This window comes from Oerskovia turbata (genome assembly GCF_000718325.1).
GTDB lineage: Bacteria > Actinomycetota > Actinomycetes > Actinomycetales > Cellulomonadaceae > Oerskovia > Oerskovia turbata.
Window position 1 is genome coordinate 80,508 of sequence record NZ_JOFV01000007.1, and the last position, 24,867, is coordinate 105,374.

The following is a 24,867-nucleotide window of genomic DNA, read 5'->3' on the forward strand; positions in this document are numbered from 1 at the left end:
GAGACCGGTGGGCGCGCTCCCCTCTCGGTGCGTGCGGATCGTGGGGCGCACGCACCGAGAGGGGAGCGGCGCCGTCGGGCCGTCAGCGGCTGCTCACAGGTCGCGCAGCGCCACGACCGTCGCGATGGCCGCCTCGACGGCCTCCGCGCCCTTGTCCTCGCGTGAGCCGGGCAGCCCGGCCCGGTCGAGGGCCTGCTGCTCGTCGTCGCACGTGAGCACCCCGAAGCCGACCGGGACGCCGGTGCGCACCGAGACGTCGGTCAGGCCCGTCGTGGCGGCCGAGCACACGTACTCGAAGTGCGGGGTGCCGCCACGGATCACGACGCCCAGCGCGACGACGGCGTCCGCGCCGTGCTCGGCGGCGCGAGCCGCCGCGACGGGCAGCTCGAACGAACCCGGCACGCGGATCTCGGTGACGTGCGTGACGTGCGCGGCCGCGAGCGCCCGGCGGGCTCCCGCGAGGAGGCCGTCCATGACCTCGGTGTGCCAGCTGGCAGCGACGACGGTGATCCGCAGCCCGGTGCCGTCGACGGTGATCTGGGGTGCTCCTGCGCCGCTCATCGGTCGCTCTCCTTCGTGGTGGGGGTGGTGTGGTCGGGGGTGATCTCGAGGTTGTCCAGGAGGTGGCCCATGGCGACCTTCTTGGTCATGAGGTAGCCGTGGTTGTGCTGGCCGTGCCCGACCTCGAGCCGGTGGGCGTCGGCGACGTCGATGCCGTGCGCAGCGAGCCCGGTGACCTTGGCGGGGTTGTTCGTGAGGAGCGTGACGCGGTCGAGGCCGAGGTCGTGCAGGATCGCTGCTGCGGCCCCGTACTCACGCCGGTCGACGGGCCAGCCGAGCTCCAGGTTGGCCTGGACGGTGTCGAAGCCTGCGTCCTGGAGCTCGTAGGCGCCGATCTTGGCGAGGAGGCCGATGCCGCGCCCTTCGTGCCCGCGCAGGTACACCACGGCCCCGCCGAGGGCGGCCACGCGTTCCATGGACGCCTGGAGCTGGGGGCCGCAGTCGCAGCGCAGGGACCCGAACGCGTCCCCTGTCAGGCACTCGGAGTGCACGCGCACGAGCGGCGCGGCGGGAGCGTCGTGCGGCCCGGTGCCGGCGGGGGCGCCTCCGCCCGCGGGGACGGCGACGGGGACGAGGGCCACGTGCTCGGCCCCGGTGCGCAGGTCGCGGTACCCGTGGACGCGGAAGTGCCCGTGCGCGGTGGGCAGGTCGGCCACGCTCGTCGCCTGCACGCGGGGCACGAGCGCGGGCTGCGTGTCCTGCTCGGGGACGGCGGGGTCGTGCTCGCGGCGCCACGCGATGAGGTCGGCGATCGTGATGAGCACCAGCCCGGCGTCCTCGGCCGCCCGGGCCGCGTCGTCGAGCCGCATCATGGTGCCGTCGTCGTTGACGAGCTCGGCGATGCCGCCGACCTCGCCCGCCCCGGCCAGGCGCACCAGGTCGACGGCCGCCTCGGTGTGCCCGGCACGGTGCAGCACCCCTCCCGGGACGGCGCGCAGGGGCAGGACGTGCCCGGGGCGGATGAGGTCGACCGCGCCGGACGCCGGGTCGGCCAGGACGTGCAGGGTCCGGGCACGGTCCGTGGCGGAGATCCCCGTCGTGACTCCCGTCGCGGCATCGACCGTGACCGTGTACGCCGTGCGCCTCGGGTCCTGGCTGTGGGGCACCATGAGGGGCAGGTCCAGGGCGTCGGCCCGCGCCGCCGGCATGGGTGCGCACAGGTAGCCCGAGGAGTGCCGGATGGTCCAGGCGACCCACTCGGGGGTCACGGTCCGGGCCGCGAAGACCACGTCGGCCTCGTTCTCGCGGTCCGGGGAGTCGGCGACCAGGACCGGGCGGCCGGCGCGGATCGCGTCGAGGGCCTCCTCGACGGTGCCGGTCCGCACGTGGCCGGGGTGCTCGGACGGGGAGGAGTGGTCGGGCTGGGGGTTCATGGCGGTGCTCATTCCTGTGCTGCGCTGGTGCCGGGGTCGCCCACCGGGCCGGTGGCACCGGTCGCGAGGAGTCTCTCGACGTACTTCGCGAGGACGTCGACCTCGAGGTTGACGCGGTCCCCGGGGGCCAGGGAGCCGAGGATCGTGGCCTCGAGCGTCGTGGGGATCAGGGACACCCCGAACGAGGTGTCGTCCACGTGGGTCACCGTGAGGGACACGCCGCTGACGGTGATCGAGCCCTTCTCCGCGACGTAGCGGGTCAGGCCCGGGGGTGCGGACAGGACCAGGTCGTCCCACCGCTCCCCCGGGGCCCGGCTCACGAGGGACCCGACGCCGTCGACGTGGCCCTGCACGATGTGCCCGCCCAGGCGCGTGTCGGCGCGCACGGCCCGTTCGAGGTTCACGGGCGACCCTGGGCGCAGGTCGCCCAGGGCGGTGCGACGCAGGGACTCGGGCATGACGTCGGCGGTGAAGGCGCCGTCCGGGCTGACGCTGGTGACGGTCAGGCACACGCCGTTGACGGCGATCGAGTCGCCGAGGGCGGCGTCCGAGGTGGCGAGGGGGCCGTGGACGGTCAGGACGGCGTCGGACTCGGGGCCGTCCGGGAACGCGATCTCGCGGACTGTGCCGACCTCTTCGACGATTCCGGTGAACATCACTTCTCCTGTTCGGGGGTGGTGCTGGGGACGGTGCTCGGACGGTGTACGGAGGGGCGGGCCACGACCAGGACGTCCTCGCCCAGGCGGCGCACGTCGTGCGTGGTGAAGCGGAGGGCCTCCGTGAGCGTGCTCACGCCCAGGTCGCCCACCGCACCCAGGCCCGCCCCCAGCAGCACGGGGGCAAGGTAGACGTGGATCTCGTCGACGGCCCCGGACGCGAGGAACGCCGTCGCCAGCCCCGGGCCACCCTCGACCAGGACGTGGCGCACCTCGCGCACGGCCAGCTCCGCCAGGACCGTGCGGACGTCGTGCGTGCGCACGTGCAGCACGGGCCCGCCCCCGTCGGTCGTCCAGGCGCCACCTGGTGCGAGGCGCACGTGCGGGGGAAGATCACGGAGCCCGACGACGACACGCAGCGGCTGGTGGTCGGCGAGCCCGGGCTGCGGCCCGACCGAGCCGGCGCTCGCAGTCGGCGTCGTGCGCGCCGTGAGCGACGGGTCGTCCGCGACAACGGTGCCGGTGCCCACGAGGATCGCGTCGACCTGCGCGCGCACGCGGTGGGCGTGCTCTCGAGCGGCGGGCCCGGTGATCCACTGCGAGGTGCCGTCAGGGGCCGCTACGCGCCCGTCGAGGGTCGAGGCGAGCTTGAGGGTCACGTACGGGGTCCCGCGGCGCACGGCGACCAGCCAGGGGCCCAGGAGGGTCTCGCCCTCGGCCTCGCGCAGGCCGGTGGCGACGCGCACTCCGGACGCGCGCAGGCGCTCGCCTCCTCCGCGGGCCACGGGGTTGGGGTCGGAGACGGCGTAGACGACCTCGGCGACGCCCGCGTCGAGCAGCGCCTGCGCGCACGGCCCCGTGCGCCCGGTGTGGTCGCAGGGCTCGAGCGTCACCACGGCCGTCGCGCCCCGCACGTCCACACCGCGCTCGCGGGCGTCGGCCAGGGCCGCGGCCTCGGCGTGCGGCGTCCCGGCGCCACGGTGGAAGCCCTCGGCGAGCACGACCCGGGGCGAGGCGTCCACGAGGCCGGGAGCGGCGGCGTCGGGCAGGGAGTCCAGCGGGCGGGGGGCAGGCCCCAGGAGGACGGCGCCCACGCGCGGGTTGGGGCCGTGCGCGGGCCCGCGCGCGGCCAGGTCGAGCGCGCGTGTCATCGCGGCGTCGATCGTGAGCGAGGGCTTCGCGCCCATGGTCCTCCTCCCGGTGAGCACGATGCTCCGGGGTGAGGGGTGGGCGACGCCACGGGACCCGAGGGTCCACGGACGTCACGACACCACGGCACAGGGCTTCGCCCCGCGCCGCCACGTACTTCCTCCCATCCGGACTTTCACCGTCGGTCCTGGAGTTCCACCAGGTCAACCACGCCGAGGCGCGGGTCGCGGACTGTCACCGCCGGCTCGGAATTACACCGACCCCGGAGCACGTGTGTGCGTACTGCTCGTTCTGCTGCCGTCGAGACCCGGGCTGCTGCTCCTTCAGGGGCACTGCGTCCGGCGTTTCGTCTCCACCCAGCATGCCACACCGGCATCCCCCGGCAGGAGCTCGCCCCGGACCGTCCCGCGGGCTGGAACGACGTGAACGACGTGAACGACGTCAGTGCGTGTGCTGGTCCGCGAGCGCCCGCAGGGCCGCGATCTCCTCGGGGATGCTCTCCGCCCCGTACACGGCGGAGCCTGCGACGAACACGTTGGCGCCGGCCTCTGCGGCGCGTTCGATCGTGGCGCGGGAGATGCCGCCGTCGACCTGGACCCACACGTCGAGCCCGGCCTCGGACACGGCGTCGCGGATGCGGCGGATCTTGGGCAGCGTGCCCTCGATGAAGGACTGGCCGCCGAAGCCGGGCTCGACGGACATGACCAGGAGCATGTCGAACTCGCCCAGCAGGTCCAGGAAGGGCTCGACCGACGTCGCGGGGCGCAGCGCGAGTCCCGCGCGGGCCCCGGAGCGGCGCAGCTCGCGGGCCAGGCGCACGGGGGCTGTGGCGGCCTCGGCGTGGAACGTGACGGACGCGGCGCCGGCTTCGGCGTAGGCGGGGGCCCAGCGGTCGGGGTCGGCGATCATGAGGTGCGCGTCGAGCGGCACCGGGGACACCTGGGCGAGGCGCTCGAAGACGGGCAGGCCCAGGGTCAGGTTGGGCACGAAGTGGTTGTCCATCACGTCGACGTGCGCGTAGTCGGCGGTCGAGATCGCGCCCAGGTCGCGCTCGAGGTTCGCGAAGTCGGCGGACAGGATGCTGGGGGCGATGAGTGCGGACATGGGCACCAGCCTAGAGGGCGCCCGTGCGCGGTGCGGGGGACGCACGACGGCCGGGCCGGGTGGCGTTCACCACCCGGCCCGGCCGCAGGCGGGGGCGTCTCAGGCCCGACGGCGCAGCAGCGTCAGGTGCATCGCGTCGGTCCCGTGGACGTGGGGCCACAGCTGCACGTCGGTGCGGTCCGCGAGGGGAATGTCGTCCCCGGCGATCTGCCGCACGGCGGCGGCCGCGTCGAGGACCTCGACGTCGTCGCGCCCGGCCAGGACGTCCTTGACGACGAGCTGGGTCTCCGCCAGGTGCGGGGAGCAGGTGACGTACCCGACGACGCCGCCCGGGCGCACGGCGTCCAGGGCCGAGCCGAGGAGCTCGCGCTGCAGCGTCGTGAGGGTCGCGATGTCCCCGGGGGTGCGGCGCCAGCGCGACTCGGGGCGGCGGCGCAGCGCCCCCAGGCCCGTGCAGGGGGCGTCGACGAGCACGCGGTCGTACGCGCCGGGCTCCTCGACCCCCACCCGGCGCCCGTCACCGACCTGCACCCGCTCGACCGCGTCGGCGGGCACGGCCGCGAGCGCCTGCTCGACCAGGCGGGCCCGGTGGGGGGCGACCTCGTTCGCGACGATGCGTGCGCCCTGCTCGCCCGCGAGGGAGGCCAGGAGCGCGGCCTTGCCGCCCGGGCCGGCGCACAGGTCGAGCCAGCGCTCGTCGGGGTTGGCTGCGCCGCCGGACCGGTCGCCCGCCGTGCCGTCGCCGGCTGCGGGGAGCGTGGGCGTGCCCGCGAACGCGAGCGTCACGAGCTGGGAGCCTTCGTCCTGGACCCCCGCGGCGCCGTACCTGACCGCGGGGATCGCGGCGGGGTCCGAGCCCGACAGGACCAGGGCCGTGGGTGTCCAGCGTCCGGGGGTGGTCGTGGCGTCCCCGCGCACCTCGTGCGTGACCTCGCCCGCGAGGCGCTCGCGGCTGACCAGGCCCGGGCGGGCGACGAGCGTCACGCGCGGCGAGGTGTTGTCGGCCTCGAGGAGCTCGGCCAGGTCGTCGGCCGAGCGTCCCGTGCCGACGAGGGCCTCGCGCATCGCCCGGGCGATCCACACCGGGTGGGACTGGGTGGTCGCGAGGCGCGTGACGTCGTCGGGCGCGTCGAGCGTGATGGCCTCGAGCCACTCGGCGAGGGTCGAGCGGGAGATCTTGCGCAGGACCGCGTTGACGAACTGTGCGCTGCCTGCCCCGGCGCGGGCGCGGGCCAGGCCCACGGTCTCCGAGACGGCGGCGTGCTGGGCCACGCGCATGCCCAGGAGCTGGTGGGCGCCCAGGCGCAGCAGGTCGAGCACGTTCGGGTCGACCTGGTCGAGGGGGCGGTCCACGCACTGGGCGATGATCGCGTCGTAGCGCCCGCGCAGGCGCAGGGTGCCGTAGGCGAGCTCGGTCGCGAACGCGGCGTCGCGCCCACGGATGCCGCGCGAGCGCAGCAGCGGGGGCAGGACCAGGTTGGCGTACGCGTCGGAGGTCGCGACCTCCTGCAGGACGTCGAACGCGACGTTGCGCGCCGGGTCGGCGCCCTTGGCGCGCTGCGAGGGCGCCGCCTCGGAGCGCTGGCCGGCTCCCCGGGCGCGGGCCGCGCCGCGCTCGCGGCCGTGCGCGTCACGACGGTCGGGGCCGCCGGCGCTGCGGCCGCCGTCCCTGCCGTCGCGCCCGGGGGTGCCGCCGGTGCGTGCCTCGCCGCTCATGCCTGGTCCTTCGTCTCGTCCGGGGTGCCCAGGACGACGTGATCGCCCAGGCGGGCGCCGCGGGCCCAGTCGGTCGCGGCCATGTGCTTCTTGCCCACGGGGGCCACCTCGCCGAGCGCGACGGCGTGCGTGCCGGTGCCCACCAGGACCTCGCGCTTCGCGGCGCGCAGCTCGCCGGGGGCCAGGTCGTCCACGTCGGGGCGCGGCGTCACGGGGCCCAGGCCCAGGCGGGCGCCGTCGGGCAGCGTGGTCCAGGCGCCGGGGGCGGGCGTGCAGCCGCGCACCTGACGGTCGATCGCGAGCGCCGGGCGCGCCCAGCGCACCCGGGCGTCCTCGGGGGTCAGCTTCGCGGCCGTGCTGATGCCCTCGGCGGGCTGGACGACCGGGGACGCGGCGCCGTCCTCGATCGCGTCGAGCGTCGCCACGAGCAGACCCGCGCCCGAGGTCGCGAGCCGCCCCAGCAGGTCGCCCGCGGTGTCGCGGGGACGGATCGTCTCGGTCATGGTGCCCAGCACGGGTCCCGAGTCCAGGCCCTCCTCGATGAGGAACGTCGTGGCACCCGTGACCTCGTCCCCCGCGATGACCGCGCGCTGCACCGGGGCCGCGCCGCGCCAGGCGGGCAGGACCGAGAAGTGCAGGTTGACCCAGCCGAGGCGGGGCACGTCGAGCACCTCGCGGCGCAGGATCTCCCCGTACGCCACGACGGGCGCGCAGTCGACCTCCAGGGCCGCGAGGCGGGCCACGAACTCCTCGCCGCGAGGACGGTCGGTGATGACCGGGATCCCGGCCTCCTGCGCGCGCACGCGCACCGGGCTGGGCGTCAGCCTCCGGCCACGGCCCGAGGGCGCGTCGGCGCGGGTGAGGACGGCGACCACCTCGTGCCGGGAGTCGATCAGGGCATCGAGGGCCGGGACGGCCACGTCCGGGGTTCCGGCGAAGAGCACACGCATGAGGCGAGTCTAGGCGGTGCGCCCCTCGCGGCCCGCGCCGGGGAACCATCCCGGGCGGCACCCCGGCGGGTGGGCCCCGGCGCCCGCTCAGGCCTCGCGCACCCCGACGCCGAGGTCGCGCAGCGCCGTACGCAGGCCTGCGGCGTCCTCGAAGTGCAGGGTCCGGAAGCCCAGCGCCCGGGCGGCCGTGACGTTCGCCACGGAGTCGTCGACGAACAGGGTGCGCGCGGGGTCCAGGGCGAAGCGCTCGGTCGCGGCCTCGAAGATGCGCGGGTCCGGCTTGACGAGCCCCACGCGCCCCGAGACCAGGACGTCCTCCATGAGGCCGATCGCGGGCGCCGCGGGCTCGGCCTCGTGGAACATCTCCGCGGACCAGTTCGTCAGGCCGTACAGCCGCACCCCGAGCGTGCGCAGCTCGCGCACGACCTCCTCGGTACCGGGCACGGGACCCACGAGGCTCGCCGCGAAGTTCTCGGTGTACACGTCGAGCGTGCTCACGTGCTCGGGGTGGTGCTCGGCGAGCTCGCGGCGAGCGTCGGCCCAGGACCGGCCCGCGTCCTGACGCGCGTTGAACGTGGGGAAGTCCACGGCTTCGAAGAACGCCTCGACGTCGGCCCGGTCCATGCGCCCGGCATAGGCGGCGTAGGGGTCCCAGGTCACCAGGACGTTCCCGAAGTCGAACAGGACCGTGTCGATCCGGGCCGGGGTCGCGCTCTCGGACGGGGTCTCGCGCGGGAGGGTGCTCACAACATCTCCTTGGGGTCGAGCTGGACGCGTACGCTCCCACCCTCGCGCTTCGCGGAGCGGACCGCCAGGGAGGCCGAGAGCTCGCGCGCGAGCCCGCGTCCCTCGCGCAGCGGGACGCGCACGATCGTGCGCACGGGTGGTTGCAGCGAGGGGTCTCGCCCGGCCCCGCCCCGTGCGGGGCGCACCGCGGCCTCGGGGACCTCGACGGGCCCCAGGGTCGTCGAGGCGTCCGCGAGGCCCACCCGGGCCACGACGGCGTCCACGGCCTGCCGGTCGCCCGTGATCGCGGCGACCCGCACGGCAGGTGGCAGGTCGAGCTCGCGACGCTCCGCGAGCTCGCGGTCCGCGAACCCGGCCGGGTCCCAGCGCACCAGGGCGTTGGTCGGCCCGGGGGCCGCGTCGCCCACGAGCAGCACCTGCCCGCCCTCTCGGGCCGAGCGCACCAGGCCCGCGGCCGCGAGCCAGCGGTGCAGGGCGTCCTGGGCGACCGCGAGCCCCACGTGCGCGGTGCTCAGCGCCGCGTCGAGCAGGAGCGCGGCGGCGTAGCCGCCCTCCGCGACGGGCTCGGCGCCCGGGGTCGCCACGATCACGGCCGGGCGCGGCCCGACGGCGGAGATCACCCCGCCCGGTGCGCTCGCCCCCGAGACGCGCACCGCGACGCCCGGGAAGGCCCGCCCCAGCTCCTCGGCCGTGCGGCCCGACCCGACGCGCACCGAGCGCAGCCCCGTCCAGTGGCACTCGTCGCACGACCACGCCCCGGCCAGGGCCCCGCACCACGCGCACTGCGGCGGCGCGCCCGGACCGGGCAGCATGAGAGGACCGTGGCACGAGCCGCAGCGCGCGGCCGTCCGGCAGCGTGCGCACGCCACGACCGGCATGTACCCGGCCCGCGGGACCTGCACCAGGACGGGCCCGGTGCCCAGGGCGTCCCGCACGGCCCGCCACGCCGCGCTCGGCAGGCGGGCGGCGGCCCCGGCGCCCTCCGCCGCGAGCTCGACCGACGTCAGCGCCCGCACCCGAGGGGCACGCGCGCGCAGCACCTCGCGGGGGGCCGCGACCTCCCGGGCCCACCCCGACTCGAGGAGCGCCTGGGCCTGCACCGTGCGGCTCACCGAGCCGAGCAGGAACGCGGCCCCCTCCTGCTCGCTGCGCAGGGCCAGGACCTCCCGGGCGTGCGGGTAGGGCGAGCGCGGCTCGGCGAGGGTCTCCTCGCCGTCGTTCCAGCAGGCGACCAGGCCGAGGTCCTGGACGGGCGCGAACGCCGCGGCGCGCGTCCCCACGACGATCCGCACCTCGCCCCGCAGCGCCGCGAGGAAGCTGCGGTACCGGGGAGAGGGGCCCTCGTCGGCCGTGAGGCGGACGAACTGCCCTGCACGGCGCGCGGTGTGGGGGACGTAGCCCGCGAGCTCGAGGGCCAGGGACATCTGGTCGACGTCGCGTGCGTCGGGCAGCACCACGAGCGCGCCCCGCCCGCCCGTGACCGTGGCACGCACCGCCTCGGCGAGCGCCAGGGCCCAGTGCTGGACGGCCTGCTCGGCGCCCGCCTCCCCCGTGCCGGACCCGCCCGCGGCCCGGGCACCTTGGACGGGCACGCCGTCGGCCACGCGGCCCGGCAGGGCCGTCCAGACCGCACGCGGCGCCGAGCCGCCGACCAGGTGGTTCAGGAACGCGGCGCCGCCGCGATAGGGAGCCCACTCGGAGGGACGCGCGGGCACGGCCCCCTGGGCGCTGGGGGCGCTCGCAGGCCCCTCGTCGTCGGTGCTCGGGTCCGCCGGTGCGTCCGGTGCGGTCGCCTCGCTGCCCGACGGCGCCGCCTCGGCCCGCGCGTGACGCGGCGGGATCGCAAGGCGCAGCACGTCCGAGAGCGTGCCCGCGTAGTGGTCGGCGACCGTGCGGCACAGCTGTGCGACCTGAGGGGTGAGCACCCGCTCGGGCGAGACGAGGCGCTTGAGCGGGACGAGCCGCCCGTCGTGGTCGCTGTCCTCGGCCCGCGCCAGGACGTAGCCGTCGACCTCCTGCGGTCCGAAACGAGCCTTGACCCGGACGCCGGGCTGTGCGTCGTCGGCCATCGAGGCCGGGACCAGGTAGTCGAACGTCTGGTCCAGGTGGTGCGGCACGAGGTCCAGGACGACGCGCGCGACCGGCAGCTCGCTCGCGATCTCAAGCGCACCCACGGGCCGCGCGGCCTTGCCGCCCGCGCGGCCGCCACCCGGCACCGCGGGCGCGGGCAGCAGCGTGAGCTGCTCCCCCGCGTCCTGGGGCACGGCGTCCTGGCTGGTCATCGCCCTATCTCAGCACGCGCCACCCACGCCGGGCGAACACGGGCGTCGTCGCTCAGATCGCGGCCTGGAGGGCCGCCACGCGATCCGTGCGCTCCCACGTGAAGTCGGGCAGCTCGCGCCCGAAGTGCCCGTACGCCGCGGTCTGGGAGTAGATGGGCCGCAGCAGGTCGAGGTCCGCGATGATCGCCGCGGGACGCAGGTCGAAGACCTCGTCGATCGCGGCACGGATGCGCTCGACCGGGACGGTCTCGGTGCCGAACGTCTCGACGTACAGGCCCACGGGGTGCGCCTTGCCGATCGCGTACGCGACCTGCACCTCGCAACGGCGGGCGAGGCCCGCCGCGACGACGTTCTTGGCGACCCACCGCGTCGCGTAGGCGGCCGAACGGTCGACCTTCGAGGGGTCCTTGCCCGAGAACGCGCCACCACCGTGACGAGCCATCCCGCCGTAGGTGTCGACGATGATCTTGCGGCCCGTCAGCCCCGCGTCGCCCTGCGGGCCGCCGATGACGAACTTCCCCGTGGGGTTGACCAGCAGCCGGTGGTCCGCGACCTCCAGGTCCAGGCCCGCGACCCCTTCGACCACCGGGGCGACCACGAGCTCGGCGACCTGGGCGCGCAGCGACTCCTGCAGGACGTCCTCGTCGTGCTGGGTCGAGAGCACCACGGTGTCGAGGCGGACCGCGCGGTCGCCGTCGTAGCCGATGGTGACCTGCGTCTTGCCGTCGGGGCGCAGACCGGGCAGCGCCCCGTCCTTGCGGACCAGGGCCAGGCGCTCGGCCAGGCGGTGCGCGAGGAAGATCGGCAACGGCAGGAGCGTGGGGGTCTCGTCGCTCGCGTAGCCGAACATGAGGCCCTGGTCGCCGGCACCCTGGGCGTCGAGCGGGTCCCGCGAGACGCTCGGGCCCGACGAGTCGTCCCGTTCCTCCAGGCTCTTGTCGACCCCCTGGGCGATGTCCGGGGACTGCTGGCCGATCGAGACCGAGACGCCGCACGAGTCGCCGTCGAAGCCGATCGCGGACGACGTGTACCCGATCCCCCGGACGACCTCACGGATGATCTGCGGGATCTCGACGTACGCGTTGGTCGTGACCTCGCCCGCGACGTGCACCAGGCCCGTCGTGACCATGGTCTCGACCGCCACACGGGACGTGGGGTCCTGCTCGAGGAGGGCGTCGAGGATAGCGTCGGAGATCTGGTCGCAGACCTTGTCCGGGTGGCCTTCCGTCACGGACTCGGACGTGAACAGGCGCAGGTCGTCAGAACTCATGGGATCCAGCGTACTGTCCCGCTAGGTGATACGCGGCATCCGACCACTGAGACGTGAACGAGATCTCAGTCCGTGGTCGGCGCGATCGGCGGGCGAACCTTGAGGACCGTGTCCCACACCGCGTCCGCGACCTCGCGCTTGGAGCCCTGCGCACTCGCGACCGTCTCACCCTCGGCGTCGACGATCACGACCTCGTTGGTGTCGGTCCCGAAGCCCTTGCCATGACCCACGGGATTGATCACCAGCAGATCAGCGCCCTTGCGGCGCGCCTTGGCACGCCCGTGGTGCCAGACGTCCCCCGTGTCGTCGCCCGTCTCGGCCGCGAACCCGACGACGACCTGACCCGGGCGCTCGCGCTCGCGCGCGAGCTCCGCCAGGATGTCGGGGTTCTCGACCAGCTCGATCGGTGCGGGCCCCTGACCAGGGACCTTCTTGATCTTCGAGGACGGCGTGCGGGCCGGGCGGAAGTCCGCGACCGCGGCCGTCATGACCAGAACGTCGGCCTCGGGAGCCAGCGAACGCATGGCCTCGCGCAGCTCGGCGGTCGAGCCGACCCGGACGACGTCCGCGACGTCCCCGACGGGCTCGGTCAGGTTCGCCCCGACGAGCGTCACGTCCGCGCCCCGGTCCTGGGCGGCGCAGGCCAGGGCGATGCCCTGGCGTCCGCTCGACAGGTTCCCGATGAAGCGCACCGGGTCGATGGGTTCGCGCGTGCCACCGGCCGAGACGACCACACGCAGGCCTGAGAGGTCCTGGGCGGCCACGGGCGCGACGCCCCGCGCGGCGACCTCCAGCGCGACCCGCGCGATGTCCTCGGGCTCGGGCAGCCGGCCCGGGCCGGAGTCCTTGCCCGTCAGCCGACCGCTGGCCGGCTCGATCACGTGCACCCCGCGCGAGCGCAGGGTCGCGACGTTGGCCACCGTCGCCGGGTGCTGCCACATCTCGGTGTGCATGGCCGGGGCCATCACGACCGGGCACGACACGGTCAGCAGGGTCGACGTGAGCAGGTCGTCCGCCCGGCCTGCGGCGGCCCGCGCGAGGAGGTCGGCCGTGGCCGGGGCCACGATCACGAGATCCGCACCCTGGCCGAGCGCGACGTGCGCGACCTGCGGGACGTCGTCGAACACCTCGGTGCTGACCTTCTCGCCCGACAGGGCCTCGAACGTCGGCGCCCCCACGAAACGCAGGGCGGACGCGGTGGGGACCACCCGCACCTGGTGCCCCTGCTCACGCAGGAGCCGCAGCAGGAGGACGGCCTTGTAGGCCGCCACTCCCCCGGAGACCCCGAGAAGGATCCTCATCGGTACGAACCCTCCCTCAGTGCGGTGCACGCCGCGCCCACCCGGACCGCGGAGCCGCCCGCAGGCGGCCCGGCGGTCAGGAGGCGGGGGCCTCGACGGTCTCGATCGTGAGCAGGCCCTCGTTGATCTCGCGCATCGCGATCGACAGCGGCTTCTCCTGGTTGCGGGTCTCGACGAGCGGGCCCACGTTCTCCAGCAGGCCCTCGTTGAGCTGCGAGTAGTACGCGTTGATCTGGCGCGCGCGCTTGGCGGCGTAGATCACGAGCGCGTACTTGGAGTCGGCGCGCTCCAGCAGGTCGTCGATCGGCGGGTCGGTGATGCCCTCGGGGGCGGCGATGGTTCCAGACACAGTCTCACTCCGTGAGTCAGGGGGGCCTGCGGCGGCTCAGACGGTCGCCCGCAGGATGGATCAAAGAGGTTGCGCGCGCTCATGACGCACACGCCTGACGACCAGTCTACTGGGCAGGCACAAATCGTCGTGGTGCCCACGCCCGGGGTGCCGACACCGCGACGGTCACGCGACGGGCGTCAGGCCCATCGCCTCGACGAGCGCGTCGGTCGCCCGGTGCACCTCGTCGTTGACGATCACGACGTCGAACTCGGGCTCGGCCGCCAGCTCGACGCGGGCCGTGGCGAGGCGACGCTCGCGCTCCTCGGGGCCCTCGGTCCCACGGCCGACGAGCCGGCGCTCGAGCTCCTCCCAGCTGGGCGGGGCGAGGAACACGAACCGGGCCTCGGGCATGGACGCGCGCACCTGGCGCGCGCCCTGCAGGTCGATCTCGAGCAGGGCAGGGACCCCCGCCGCGAGCTTCTCCTCGACCGGCCGGCGAGGGGTCCCGTACCTGTTGCGCCCGTGCACCACGGCCCACTCCAGCATCTCGCCCGCCTCGACCAGCCGGTCGAACTCCTCGGTGCTGAGGAAGTGGTAGTGGACGCCGTCCACCTCGCCGGGACGAGCGGCACGGGTCGTCGCGGACACGGACAGCCACACCTGCGGGTACCGCGCGCGGATGTCCGCCGACACGGTCCCCTTCCCGACGGCGGTGGGTCCCGCCAGGACGGTCAGGCGGGCAGGGGGCGGCGGTGCGGCAGGCGCCGGGGCGGCCTGCTCGGCGGGCGAAGCGGAAATGTCAGCCAAACCTCTCGATGAGCGCCGCGGACTGGTGGGGTCCCAGCCCGCGGACACGACGTGTCTCGGCGATCCCGATCTCCTCCATGATCGCCCGGGCCTTCACCTTACCCACGCCGGGCAGCGACTCCAGCAGCGCGACGACGCGCAGCTTGCCGATCACGTCGTCCGTGCGCCCCTGCTCGATCACCTCGGCGAGGGAACCCTGGGAGTGCTTCAACCGGTTCTTGACCTCGGCCCGCACCCGTCGGGCCTCGGCCGCCTTCTCGAGTGCCGCCGCGCGCTGCTCGGGGGTCAGGGATGGTAGTGCCACGCAAGTCACCTACTTGTCCTCAGACGGATGGGCCCACACGTGCACCGGGGCCGCCGACCGGATCTGATGCCCCCGGCGTCGACCTCGACACTCTCGAAACTAACCACACCTGGCAGGTCAGGCAACGTTCACACGCCCTGAGCAGCGAACTTCCTCGCGATCTTCGCCCTGGTCGCGGGCCCGGCACCGCACGCGTCGAGGTAGCCGTCGACGCTCCCGAACTCCTGCTCGGCCAGCGCCCAGGCGCCCTGGAGGTACTCCGGCTCGACGCCCAGGAGAGGGGTCAGGGCGTCCTTGTCGAGGCCCGGGATCGGGGGGATCAGCGCCTCGAGCCCGGCGACGGCCGCACCGCTCGCGAGGTACTCGGCGAGCCGGTCCTCCTCGCTCACACCGCACACGTGCTGGACGAGCGCGACGATCCAGCCGGTCCGGTCCTTGCCCGCGGAGCAGTGCACGACCACGGCGCCGTCTGCGTCGCCGACGTCCTCGAGGGCCTCTCCGACCGTCCGGCGGATGGTCGGGTCCGTGACGAACGTCGCATAGACGCCGTGCATCATGGCCCGTGCGAGCGCCTGCGGGTCCTCGGCACCGATCAGGCGCCCGATCATCGCGGCCGTGTCCGCGGAACGCTCGCCGGTCGCGGCGCCCTCGGCCCCCGGGGTGCCTGCGTCGTCGGGCTCGTCGCCCCCGCCCAGGGCATGCCCGACGCCGACGCCCGGGTCCATCCGTCGGGGCACCACCCGCGTGGTCGCCGGGACGACGTCCTGCCCGTCGCGCTCGACCTCGTCCTCGCCCCGCAGGTCCAGGTCGAGCGTCACACCCAGCGACTCGAGCGCTGCGACGCCCCCCGGCGTCAGCCGCGACAGGCTCGCGGTCCGCACGAGCACGCCCGTGCGCAGCGGTGTGCTCGCACCGCCCGGGACGGCTCTGCCGCCGACGTCGCGCGCGTTCCACGTGCCGGGGATGTCGAGGGCGTCAGGGTTCTGCCGGTCCGAGGCGGTGAGGGAGGAGGTCATGGGACGAGTCTGACAGGCCGTCGCACCGAGGGGGCGCCCACCGGCTCGGTGGACGCCCCCTCGGGTCTGCCGCGTGCGCTGTCGGCTCTCAGCCGCGCAGCGCGTCGACCGCCTCACGCGAGGCCGCGCGAGCTGCCGTGAGCAGCGCCCCGGCGTCCGGTCCCGCGGCGAGGACACCGCGCGACGAGGACGCGAGCACCTCACGGCGAGCGTCGCCGAACACGGCGGCGAGCTCGGCCGCGCCCGCACCCTGCGCACCGACCCCGGGTGCCAGGAGCGGGCCGTTGACGGCAGGCAGGTCCACCCCGGTGTTGCGGGCCGCGTCTCCGATGGTCGCGCCCACGACCAGGCCGATCGACCCGAGCGGCTCGATCCCCTCGTTGAGCGCAGCGGCCTCCGCGGCGATGCGCGCGGCGACCGAGCGGACGTCGACGCCCGCGCCCGTCCGGGCGTGCTGGACCTGCGCGCCCTCCGGGTTGGACGTCAGGCACAGCACGAACAGCCCGCGCCCCGTGGCGAGCGCGGCCTCCACGGCCGGGGTCAGGGACCCGAAGCCCAGGTACGGGGACACCGTCAGGGCGTCGCCCGCGAGCGGCGAGCCGTCCCGCAGGTAGGCGTCGGCGTACCCGGCCATGGTCGAGCCGATGTCCCCGCGCTTGGCGTCGACGATCGTCAGCGTCCCCGACGGGCCCGCCGCCGCGGCGGCCGCGAGCACCTCCTCGAGGACCGCGACGCCGCGCGACCCGTGCCGCTCGAACAGGGCCGACTGCGGCTTGAGCGCCGCGACCTGCCCACCCACGGCGTCCACGACCCGCAGGCCGAACTCCCGGAGCCCCGCGGCGTCGTCGGGCAGGCCCCAGGCCGCGAGCAGACCCGGGTGCGGGTCGATGCCCACGCACAGCGGCCCGTGCGCGTCCATGGCCTCGGCGAGCCGCTCCCCGAAGGGGCGGCGCGCCGCGCTCACAGCGCTCACGCGGTCGCCTCGGCCTTGCGCGCGGCCGTGGCCGCCGTGTGCTCCTGCAGGCTCCACACGTCGAACGGGCCCGCGAGGACCGCCTCGATGCCCTGGACCGCGGCCGCGAGCTGCTGGGTCGTCGTGACGATCGGCTTGTCCGCCGCGGTCGTGGCCGCACGGATCTCGTAACCGTCGGCGCGCGCCCCCTGGCCCGACGGCGTGTTGATGACCATGTCGACCTTGCCCTCGGTGATGAGGTCGACGATCGTCGGCTCGCCGTCGGCACCACGGCCAGCGGAGAACTTGCGCACGATGGTCGCCGGGATGCCGTTGCGGCGCAGCACGCCCGCGGTGCCCTGGGTCGCGAGGATCTCGAAGCCCATCTCCGTCAGACGCTTGACCGGGAAGACGATCGAGCGCTTGTCGCGGTCCGCGACCGACACGAAGACCGAGCCCGAGGTCGGCAGACCGCCGAACGCCGCGGCCTGCGACTTCGCGAACGCGCGCGGGAAGTCGCGGTCGAAGCCCATGACCTCACCCGTCGAACGCATCTCCGGGCCGAGCACCGTGTCGACCACGACGCCGTCGGTCGTGCGGAAGCGCTTGAACGGCAGCACGGCCTCCTTGACCGCGATCGGCGAGTCGAGGTCGAGGTGACCGCCGTCGCCCTCGGCCGGCAGGACGCCGCTGCGGCGCAGGTCGGCGATCGACTCGCCGACCATGACGCGCGCCGCGGCCTTGGCCAGCGAGACGCCCGTCGCCTTGGACACGAAGGGCACGGTGCGCGACGCGCGCGGGTTCGCCTCCAGGACGTACAGGACGTCCGAGACGAGCGCGTACTGCACGTTGAGCAGGCCGCGCACGCCCACGCCCTTCGCGATGGCCTCGGTCGAGCGGCGGATGCGCTCGATCTCGGCCTCGCTCAGCGACACCGGGGGCAGCACGCACGCCGAGTCGCCCGAGTGGATGCCGGCCTCCTCGATGTGCTCCATGACGCCGCCCAGGTACAGCTCGGTGCCGTCGTAGAGCGCGTCGACGTCGATCTCCATGGCGTCGTCGAGGAAGCGGTCGATGAGCAGCGGCGCGGGCAGCGAGCCCGTCGTCGTGCGGTCGTCCGTCGCGGCGGCGTGCAGCGCGCGCTCGACGTAGCCCGTGAGCTGCTCGGCCGAGTACACGATCTCCATGCCGCGCCCGCCCAGCACGTAGGACGGGCGGACCAGCACGGGGTAGCCGATGCCCTCGGCGACCTCACGGGCCTGCGCGAGCGACGTGGCCGTGCCGAACGCCGGCGCGGGCAGGCCCGCCTCGGCGAGCACGCGGCCGAAGACCCCACGGTCCTCCGCGGCGTCGATCGCCTCGGGCGAGGTGCCCAGGATCGGCAGGCCCGCGTCCGCGAGGCGCTGCGCGAGCCCCAGCGGCGTCTGGCCGCCGAGCTGCACGATGACGCCCGCGACCGGACCCGCGGCGAGCTCGGCCTGGTACACCTCGAGCACGTCCTCGAACGTCAGCGGCTCGAAGTACAGGCGGTCCGAGGTGTCGTAGTCGGTCGAGACCGTCTCCGGGTTGCAGTTGACCATCACGGTCTCGTACTCGCCCTTGAGGGCGAGCGTCGCGTGCACGCACGAGTAGTCGAACTCGATGCCCTGCCCGATGCGGTTCGGGCCCGAGCCCAGGATCAGGACGGCCGGGCGCTCGCGCGGGGAGACCTCGGTCTCGAGGTCGTACGTCGAGTAGTGGTACGGGGTCTTCGCCTCGAACTCAGCCGCGCACGTGTCGACCGTCTTGTAGACCGGGCGCACGTCGAGCGCGTAACGGACCTCGCGGACCGTCGACTCCCCCGCCGCGCCCATGCCGCGCAGCTTCGCGACCTGCGCGTCGGACAGGCCGTGACGCTTGGCCTGGACCAGCACGTCGCGCGTCAGGGCGTCCGCCTGGGCGACCTCGGCCGCGACCTCGTTGACGAGCTGGATCTGGTCGAGGTACCACGGGTCGATCTTGGTGGCCTCGAAGACCTGCTCGATGCTCGCCCCGGCGCGCAGCGCCTGCTGGGTCGCGATCAGGCGCCCCTCCGTGGGACGGGCGATCTCGACCAGCAGCGCGTCGAGGTCGTCGCCCGAGACCGGCTCGCCGTCCCAGTGGAACACCGCGCCGCCCTTGTCGATCGAGCGCAGCGCCTTGCCGAGCGCCTCGGTGAAGTTGCGGCCCATCGCCATGGCCTCGCCCACCGACTTCATGGTCGTCGTGAGCGTGTCGTCCGCGGCGGGGAACTTCTCGAACGCGAACCGCGGCACCTTGACCACGACGTAGTCGAGCGTCGGCTCGAACGACGCGGGCGTCGAGCCCGTGATGTCGTTGGGGATCTCGTCGAGCGTGTAACCGATGGCGAGCTTCGCGGCGATCTTCGCGATCGGGAAGCCCGTGGCCTTCGACGCGAGCGCCGAGGAGCGCGACACGCGCGGGTTCATCTCGATGACGATGACGCGCCCGGTCTCGGGGTGCACCGCGTACTGGATGTTGCAGCCGCCCGTGTCGACACCCACCTCGCGGATGACCGCGATGCCGATGTCGCGCAGCTTCTGGAACTCACGGTCCGTGAGCGTCAGCGCGGGAGCCACCGTGATCGAGTCGCCCGTGTGGACGCCGACCGGGTCGACGTTCTCGATCGAGCAGATCACGACGACGTTGTCCGCCGTGTCGCGCATGAGCTCGAGCTCGTACTCCTTCCACCCGAGGATCGACTCCTCCAGGAGGACCTCGGTCGTGGGCGAGTAGTGCAGGCCCTGGCCGACGATGCGGCGCAGGTCCTGCTCGTCGTACGCGATGCCGCTGCCGAGGCCACCCATCGTGAACGACGGGCGCACGACCATGGGGTACCCCAGGGACTCCGCGGCCGCGACGGCCTCCTCGATCGTGTGGATGATCTCCGAGCGGGCCGACTCGCCGCCGCACTTCTCGACGACGTCCTTGAACTGCTGGCGGTCCTCGCCCTTCTCGATCGCGGCGATGTTCGCCCCGATGAGCTCGACGCCGTACTTCTCGAGCACGCCGGCCTCGTCGAGCGCGATCGCCGCGTTGAGCGCCGTCTGCCCGCCCAGGGTCGCGAGCACCGCGTCCGGGCGCTCCTTGGCGATGATGGTCGTCAGGACCTCGGTCGTCAGCGGCTCGACGTACGTCGCGTCCGCGAACTCCGGGTCCGTCATGATCGTGGCCGGGTTCGAGTTCACCAGGACGACCCGCAGGCCCTCCTCCTTGAGCGCCCGGATGGCCTGGGTGCCCGAGTAGTCGAACTCGCAGGCCTGGCCGATGACGATCGGGCCGGACCCGATGACCAGGACGCTGTTGATGTCAGTTCTGCGAGGCACTGGTCAGTTCTCCTTTGCGGACGCCTGCGGCGTGGCGGCCGAGAGGCCGGCGGCAGAGGCCGCGCCGGACGTCATGAGGTCGAGGAAGCGGTCGAAGAGGTAGGCGGCGTCGTGCGGGCCGGCAGCTGCCTCCGGGTGGTACTGGACCGAGAACGCGGGGATGTCGAGGCACTCGAGCCCCTCCACCACGTCGTCGTTGAGCCCGACGTGCGAGACGACGACCCGGCCGTAGCGGCCACCGTCGTGCGGCGCGGTCGCCTGCTCCCCGATGGGGGCGTCGACCGCGAAGCCGTGGTTCTGGGACGTGATCTCGACCTTGCGCGTCGCGAGGTCCATCACGGGCTGGTTGATGCCGCGGTGCCCGTACGCGAGCTTGTACGTGCCGAAGCCCAGCGCGCGGCCCAGGATCTGGTTCCCGAAGCAGATGCCGAAGTACGGCAGGCGGCGGTCCAGGACCTCGCGCAGCAGCGTGACCTCGTGCGTCGCGGCGCTCGGGTCGCCCGGGCCGTTCGAGAAGAACACGCCGTCCGGGTCGAGCGCCGTGATGTCCTCGATCGTCGAGGACGACGGCACGACGTGCACACGGATCCCGCGCTCCGACAGGCGCTGCGGCGTCATCGACTTGATGCCGAGGTCCACCGCCACGACCGTCTTGAGCGGCTCCTTGCCGGCGAACTCCCCCGAGGGCTCGACCACGTAGGCCGTGGGGGTGCTGACCTCGCGGGCCAGGTCCGCCCCGGCCATCACGGGGGCCGAGCGGACGAGCTCGACGAGCTCCTCGGTCGGGCGCCGGTAGCCGTCGCGCACGAGCGCATCGCCCGAGAAGACCCCGGCGCGCATCACGCCGCGGTCGCGCAGGTGACGGGTCAGCGCACGCGTGTCGACGTCGCTGATCCCGACGACGCCCTGCTCGACGAGCTCGTCGGTCAGGGAGCCGGCCGAGCGCCAGTTCGACGGGCGGCGCGCGGGGTCGCGCACCACGAAGCCGCTGACCCAGATCTTGCGCGACTCGGGGTCGTCGTCGTTGACCCCGGTGTTGCCGATGTGGGGCGCGGTCATGACGACGATCTGCCGGTGGTAGGACGGGTCGGTCAGCGTCTCCTGGTAGCCGGTCATGCCGGTGTTGAAGACGATCTCGCCGAACGTCGTGCCGCGGGCCCCGTAGGCGCGACCGGTGAGGGTCGTCCCGTCCTCGAGGACCAGGACCGCGGTCCGGTCGGTGTCCAGGGCGTCCGTGCTGGGGGTCGAGATGCTCACTGCTGCGGCTCCTTCGAGTCGTCGTTCGGTGCGCTGTCGGCGGCGGGAAGAAGCTCGCGGACTGCGTTCAGGAGGGTGGCACGGTCCGGGGCGAGCTGGGTCCGGAGTCCAGTATCCAAGCGGGTGGCCGGGGCGTCCCCGACCGCGGGCACCGTCCACGTCAGCACGACCAGGCCGTCCTTGCCGACGTACTTGCCCGCCATGCCCGGGGCCAGCGTCACGGCCTCGAGGGCGCTCGCTGCCAGAAACAGGTCCGGGGCGCCCTGTCGGGTGATGAGGACCCCGCCGCGGTGCACGGTCACTGTCGCGTTCGACCGGAAGCCGAGGCGGTGGGCACCGACGCGGGCGAGCCAGTCCCCCGCGAGCGTGCTGGACACGTAGACCGCGGTCAGCGGGCCCGCGACGACCTCGCCGAGGTCGCCGTCCGGGACCGCCGGCGGGGCCGGGACGGACTGGGCCGTGCGGGTCGTCAGGCGCTTGAGACCCACGAAGACGACGGCGAGCAGGACCAGGCCGACGACGACCCAGATGCCGACCGCGACGGGCAGGGGGAGATTCACGAGCGGACCCCCGCGACCTGCTCGACGGGCGCGCCGTCCAGGACGGTCGCACGACCGCGCAGGAACGTCGCGACGACCCGGCCAGGGAGCTCGTGGCCGTGGAAGGGCGTGTTGGTGCTGGCCGTGGCCTGCGAACGCCCGTCGACCACGCGGCGGGCCGTCGGGTCCACGAGGACCACGTTGGCGGGCTCGCCGACCTCGAGGGGGCGTCCCTGCGCCGTCGGGCCCTCGTCGATGCGGCCGATGCGCGCGGGCGCCGCCGACAGGACGCGCGCCACGTCGGCCCAGGTCATGCGGCCCGAGTCGACCATGGTCTGCTGCACGACGCTCAGCGCCGTCTCCAGGCCCGTCATCCCGAACGCGGCCGCGGCCCACTCGCAGTCCTTGTCCTCGCGCGTGTGCGGCGCGTGGTCGGTCGCGACGATGTCGATCGTGCCGTCGGCCAGGCCCTGGCGCACGGCCTCGACGTCCGCCGCGGTGCGCAGCGGCGGGTTGACCTTGAACGTCGGGTCGTAGTCCCGCGCGAGCTCGTCCGTCAGGACGAGGTGGTGCGGCGTGACCTCCGCCGTGACGTCGATCCCGCGGCCCTTGGCCCAGCGGATGATCTCGACCGAGCCGGCCGTGGACAGGTGGCACACGTGCAGGCGCGAGCCCACGTGCTCGGCGAGCAGCACGTCGCGCGCGATGATCGCCTCCTCGGCGACCGCGGGCCAGCCCGCGAGGCCGAGTTCCGCCGAGACGACCCCCTCGTTCATCTGGGCGCCCTCCGTGAGGCGCGGCTCCTGCGCGTGCTGGGCCACGACGCCGTCGAAGGCCTTGACGTACTCCAGGGCGCGGCGCATGAGGATCGGGTCCCAGACGCACTTGCCGTCGTCGGAGAAGACGCGCACGCGCGCGGCCGAGTCCGCCATCGCGCCGATCTCGGCGAGCTGGTGGCCCTCGAGGCCGACGCTGACCGCGCCGACCGGGTGGACGTCGACCCAGCCCGCGTCGCGCCCGATGCGCCAGACCTGCTCGACGACGCCCGCAGTGTCCGCGACCGGGGTCGTGTTGGCCATGGCGTGCACGGCCGTGAAGCCGCCCACGGCCGCGGCGCGCGTGCCCGAGACGATGGTCTCCGCGTCCTCGCGGCCGGGCTCGCGCAGGTGCGTGTGCAGGTCGACGAGGCCGGGCAGGGCGACCAGGCCGGTCGCGTCGACGGCCGTCTCGTCGTCCGCGACGGGGCTGTGCGCCGCGCGGACCTCGGTGATGACGCCGCCGGCGAGGACGAGGTCCACCGGGTCGGCGCCCAGCGGGGCCGCGCCCTGCAGGACGTAGGTGGGGTTCGTGGTCTGCTCGCTCATTCGAGTCCAGCCCTTTCCTTCGATGCGTCGCCCGCGAGGAGCAGGTAGAGGACGGCCATGCGGACCGCCACGCCGTTGGCGACCTGCTCGACGATCACCGCGCGCGGTGAGTCGGCGGCCTCGGCGGAGATCTCCAGGCCACGGTTCATGGGGCCGGGGTGCATGACGATCGTGTGGTCCGGCAGGAGCGCCAGGCGGCGCCCGTCGAGGCCGTAGTTGCGCGTGTACTCGAGCGGGTTGGGGAAGAACGCTCCCCCGCCGGCGCCCGAGCCGCTCATGCGCTCGCGCTGGACGCGGAGCATCATCACGGCGTCGGGGGCGGTCTCGGCGAGGACCTCGTCGAGGTGGTACGACACGTCGCACGGCCACGTCTCGACGCCCACGGGCACGAGCGTGGGCGGCGCCACGAGGGTGACCTGCGCGCCGAGCGTGTGCAGCAGGTGGACGTTGGAGCGCGCGACGCGCGAGTGCAGCACGTCGCCCACGACCGCGATCCTGAGGCCCGCGAGGTCCTGACCGGTCGGGTCGCCGACGATCGACGCCCCTGCGGCGCCGCGTCCCACGAGGTGGCGGCGCATCGTGAAGGCGTCGAGCAGCGCCTGCGTCGGGTGCTGGTGCATCCCGTCGCCCGCGTTGACGACGGCCGCCTCGACCCAGCCCGCGTGCGCGAGCGTGTGCGGCGCGCCCGAGGCCTGGTGGCGGATCACGACCGCGTCGGCGCCCATGGCCTGGAGCGTGAGAGCGGTGTCCTTGAGGGACTCGCCCTTGGAGACGCTCGAGCCCTTGGCCGAGAAGTTGATGACGTCGGCCGACAGGCGCTTGGCCGCGGTCTCGAACGAGATGCGGGTGCGTGTCGAGTCCTCGAAGAACAGGTTGACGACCGTGCGACCGCGCAGCGTCGGGAGCTTCTTGATCTCCCGCGACTGCGTGGCCGCCATCTGGGCTGCCGTGTCGAGGATGCGGATGGCGTCTGCGCGCGCGAGGTCCGCGGTGGACAGCAGGTGCTTCATCGGGTGCCCTCGCTGGAGGTGGAGGTGGGCCGCTGGCTGATGACGACGGCGTCGGTGACGGGCTCCCCGGTCGTGTCGCCGGGCGTGCCGTCGGTCTCGACGAGGCGCACGCTCACGCGCTCGGACAGCGACGTGGGCAGGTTCTTGCCCACGTAGTCCGGGCGGATCGGCAGCTCGCGGTGGCCGCGGTCGACCAGCGCAGCGAGCTGGACCGCGCGGGGGCGGCCGATGTCGCTGATCGCGTCGAGCGCGGCCCGGATGGTGCGACCTGAGAACAGCACGTCGTCGACGAGGACGACGACCTTGCCGTCGATCCCGGAGGCAGGCAGGCGCGTGGCACCGATGGTCCGCACGGGGTGCCGGTGGAGGTCGTCGCGGTACATCGTGACGTCGAGCTCGCCGACGACGTCCGCGGGCACCAGGCCGGGCTCGATCGTCGCGAGGCGTTCGGCGAGCCGCTCGGCCAGGGGGACGCCACGCGTCGGGATGCCCAGGAGGACCACGTCGTGCGCGCCCTTGTTGCGCTCGACGACCTCGTGGGCGATGCGGGTCAGTGCCCGCGCGATCTCGGCGTCGCCGAGAACGGTGGTCACGCCGTCCGAGGGGTCCTCGGGGGTGACGGTCGGTTCAGAAGATGGCACAGCAGGCCCAGAACTCATTCTGGTGACCTCCTTCCCCGCCTCACTGGACGGGCCTTAAAGGAAATCTGACGCCTTCACCCTACCCCTCGCCCGGACCTGGCCCGGGGGCTTCTCACAGGCTGGGCGGGCGTCGTTGGTCACAGTCCGCGCAGACGCGGACGCCGGCCCCGCC

At 74.1% G+C, this 24,867-nt stretch carries 22 protein-coding genes and 1 riboswitch; all 22 genes read right to left on the bottom strand.

The window, feature by feature from the left end; genetic code table 11:
- Window positions 1–93: 93 nt before the first annotated feature.
- The 22 genes from ribH to pyrR all read right to left on the bottom strand — a co-directional run bounded on the left by ribH (window position 94) and on the right by pyrR (window position 24,713).
- Entirely contained in the window at window positions 94–561 is a 468-nt protein-coding gene (ribH, locus tag IE95_RS0109325; RefSeq protein ID WP_030151356.1) for a 6,7-dimethyl-8-ribityllumazine synthase, read from the bottom strand.
- A complete protein-coding gene (gene ribB / locus IE95_RS0109330) occupies window positions 558–1,934 on the bottom strand; it encodes a 3,4-dihydroxy-2-butanone-4-phosphate synthase (protein WP_084690072.1) in 1,377 nt (458 codons plus the stop codon). The genes ribH and ribB overlap by 4 nt, the downstream gene beginning before the upstream one ends.
- Before the next feature lie 8 nt (window positions 1,935–1,942).
- The gene (locus tag IE95_RS0109335) at window positions 1,943–2,590 is read right to left on the bottom strand and encodes a riboflavin synthase (protein WP_051702949.1); all 648 of its coding nucleotides are present in this window, start codon (window positions 2,588–2,590) and stop codon (window positions 1,943–1,945) included.
- Window positions 2,590–3,777 carry a bifunctional diaminohydroxyphosphoribosylaminopyrimidine deaminase/5-amino-6-(5-phosphoribosylamino)uracil reductase RibD gene (ribD, locus tag IE95_RS0109340; RefSeq protein ID WP_036571716.1) on the bottom strand — a complete coding sequence of 396 codons (1,188 nt, stop codon included), beginning with the start codon at window positions 3,775–3,777 and terminating at the stop codon, window positions 2,590–2,592. Before ribD ends, IE95_RS0109335 begins: the two co-directional genes overlap by 1 nt.
- Window positions 3,778–3,888: 111 nt before the next feature.
- A riboswitch (FMN riboswitch) is annotated at window positions 3,889–4,014 on the bottom strand.
- Between the two features lie 166 nt (window positions 4,015–4,180).
- Window positions 4,181–4,843, bottom strand: coding sequence for a ribulose-phosphate 3-epimerase (rpe, locus tag IE95_RS0109345; RefSeq protein ID WP_030151360.1), 663 nt, complete (start codon window positions 4,841–4,843; stop codon window positions 4,181–4,183).
- Between the two features lie 99 nt (window positions 4,844–4,942).
- Window positions 4,943–6,559 (bottom strand): RsmB/NOP family class I SAM-dependent RNA methyltransferase, encoded by a 1,617-nt coding sequence (locus IE95_RS0109350; protein ID WP_030151361.1) that lies wholly within the window; start codon window positions 6,557–6,559, stop codon window positions 4,943–4,945.
- Window positions 6,556–7,509 carry a methionyl-tRNA formyltransferase gene (gene fmt, locus IE95_RS0109355; protein ID WP_030151362.1) on the bottom strand — a complete coding sequence of 318 codons (954 nt, stop codon included), beginning with the start codon at window positions 7,507–7,509 and terminating at the stop codon, window positions 6,556–6,558. Before fmt ends, IE95_RS0109350 begins: the two co-directional genes overlap by 4 nt.
- Before the next feature lie 87 nt (window positions 7,510–7,596).
- Window positions 7,597–8,256, bottom strand: a complete 660-nt coding sequence (locus tag IE95_RS0109360) for an HAD family hydrolase (protein ID WP_051702950.1) — start codon at window positions 8,254–8,256, stop codon at window positions 7,597–7,599.
- On the bottom strand, window positions 8,253–10,538 hold the full coding sequence (locus IE95_RS0109365; protein ID WP_030151364.1) for a primosomal protein N': 2,286 nt from the start codon (window positions 10,536–10,538) through the stop codon (window positions 8,253–8,255). The genes IE95_RS0109360 and IE95_RS0109365 overlap by 4 nt, the downstream gene beginning before the upstream one ends.
- Before the next feature lie 52 nt (window positions 10,539–10,590).
- Window positions 10,591–11,808, bottom strand: coding sequence for a methionine adenosyltransferase (gene metK, locus IE95_RS0109370; protein WP_030151365.1), 1,218 nt, complete (start codon window positions 11,806–11,808; stop codon window positions 10,591–10,593).
- 65 nt (window positions 11,809–11,873) lie between these two features.
- Window positions 11,874–13,109 carry a bifunctional phosphopantothenoylcysteine decarboxylase/phosphopantothenate--cysteine ligase CoaBC gene (coaBC, locus tag IE95_RS0109375; RefSeq protein ID WP_030151366.1) on the bottom strand — a complete coding sequence of 412 codons (1,236 nt, stop codon included), beginning with the start codon at window positions 13,107–13,109 and terminating at the stop codon, window positions 11,874–11,876.
- A gap of 76 nt (window positions 13,110–13,185) precedes the next feature.
- Window positions 13,186–13,458, bottom strand: a complete 273-nt coding sequence (rpoZ, locus tag IE95_RS0109380) for a DNA-directed RNA polymerase subunit omega (protein ID WP_030151367.1) — start codon at window positions 13,456–13,458, stop codon at window positions 13,186–13,188.
- 165 nt (window positions 13,459–13,623) lie between these two features.
- A complete protein-coding gene (gene gmk / locus IE95_RS0109385) occupies window positions 13,624–14,238 on the bottom strand; it encodes a guanylate kinase (protein ID WP_129429585.1) in 615 nt (204 codons plus the stop codon).
- A gap of 1 nt (window position 14,239) precedes the next feature.
- Entirely contained in the window at window positions 14,240–14,551 is a 312-nt protein-coding gene (gene mihF, locus IE95_RS0109390) for an integration host factor, actinobacterial type (protein ID WP_030151369.1), read from the bottom strand.
- Window positions 14,552–14,679: 128 nt separating this feature from the next.
- Window positions 14,680–15,567, bottom strand: a complete 888-nt coding sequence (locus tag IE95_RS0109395; RefSeq protein ID WP_030151370.1) for a tyrosine-protein phosphatase — start codon at window positions 15,565–15,567, stop codon at window positions 14,680–14,682.
- Window positions 15,568–15,655: 88 nt separating this feature from the next.
- The gene (pyrF, locus tag IE95_RS0109400) at window positions 15,656–16,540 is read right to left on the bottom strand and encodes an orotidine-5'-phosphate decarboxylase (protein ID WP_276319052.1); all 885 of its coding nucleotides are present in this window, start codon (window positions 16,538–16,540) and stop codon (window positions 15,656–15,658) included.
- Entirely contained in the window at window positions 16,537–19,884 is a 3,348-nt protein-coding gene (gene carB / locus IE95_RS0109405) for a carbamoyl-phosphate synthase large subunit (RefSeq protein WP_030151372.1), read from the bottom strand. Before carB ends, pyrF begins: the two co-directional genes overlap by 4 nt.
- Before the next feature lie 3 nt (window positions 19,885–19,887).
- Window positions 19,888–21,141: a glutamine-hydrolyzing carbamoyl-phosphate synthase small subunit gene (gene carA / locus IE95_RS0109410; protein ID WP_030151373.1), complete on the bottom strand. Its 1,254-nt coding sequence runs from the start codon at window positions 21,139–21,141 to the stop codon at window positions 19,888–19,890.
- Entirely contained in the window at window positions 21,138–21,701 is a 564-nt protein-coding gene (locus IE95_RS0109415) for a PH-like domain-containing protein (protein WP_036571718.1), read from the bottom strand. Before IE95_RS0109415 ends, carA begins: the two co-directional genes overlap by 4 nt.
- The gene (locus IE95_RS0109420; RefSeq protein WP_030151375.1) at window positions 21,698–23,044 is read right to left on the bottom strand and encodes a dihydroorotase; all 1,347 of its coding nucleotides are present in this window, start codon (window positions 23,042–23,044) and stop codon (window positions 21,698–21,700) included. Before IE95_RS0109420 ends, IE95_RS0109415 begins: the two co-directional genes overlap by 4 nt.
- Complete coding sequence (locus tag IE95_RS0109425) at window positions 23,041–24,054, bottom strand: aspartate carbamoyltransferase catalytic subunit (RefSeq protein WP_030151376.1); 1,014 nt, start codon at window positions 24,052–24,054, stop codon at window positions 23,041–23,043. Before IE95_RS0109425 ends, IE95_RS0109420 begins: the two co-directional genes overlap by 4 nt.
- Entirely contained in the window at window positions 24,051–24,713 is a 663-nt protein-coding gene (gene pyrR / locus IE95_RS0109430) for a bifunctional pyr operon transcriptional regulator/uracil phosphoribosyltransferase PyrR (RefSeq protein WP_036571719.1), read from the bottom strand. The genes IE95_RS0109425 and pyrR overlap by 4 nt, the downstream gene beginning before the upstream one ends.
- Between the last annotated feature and the right edge of the window lie 154 nt (window positions 24,714–24,867).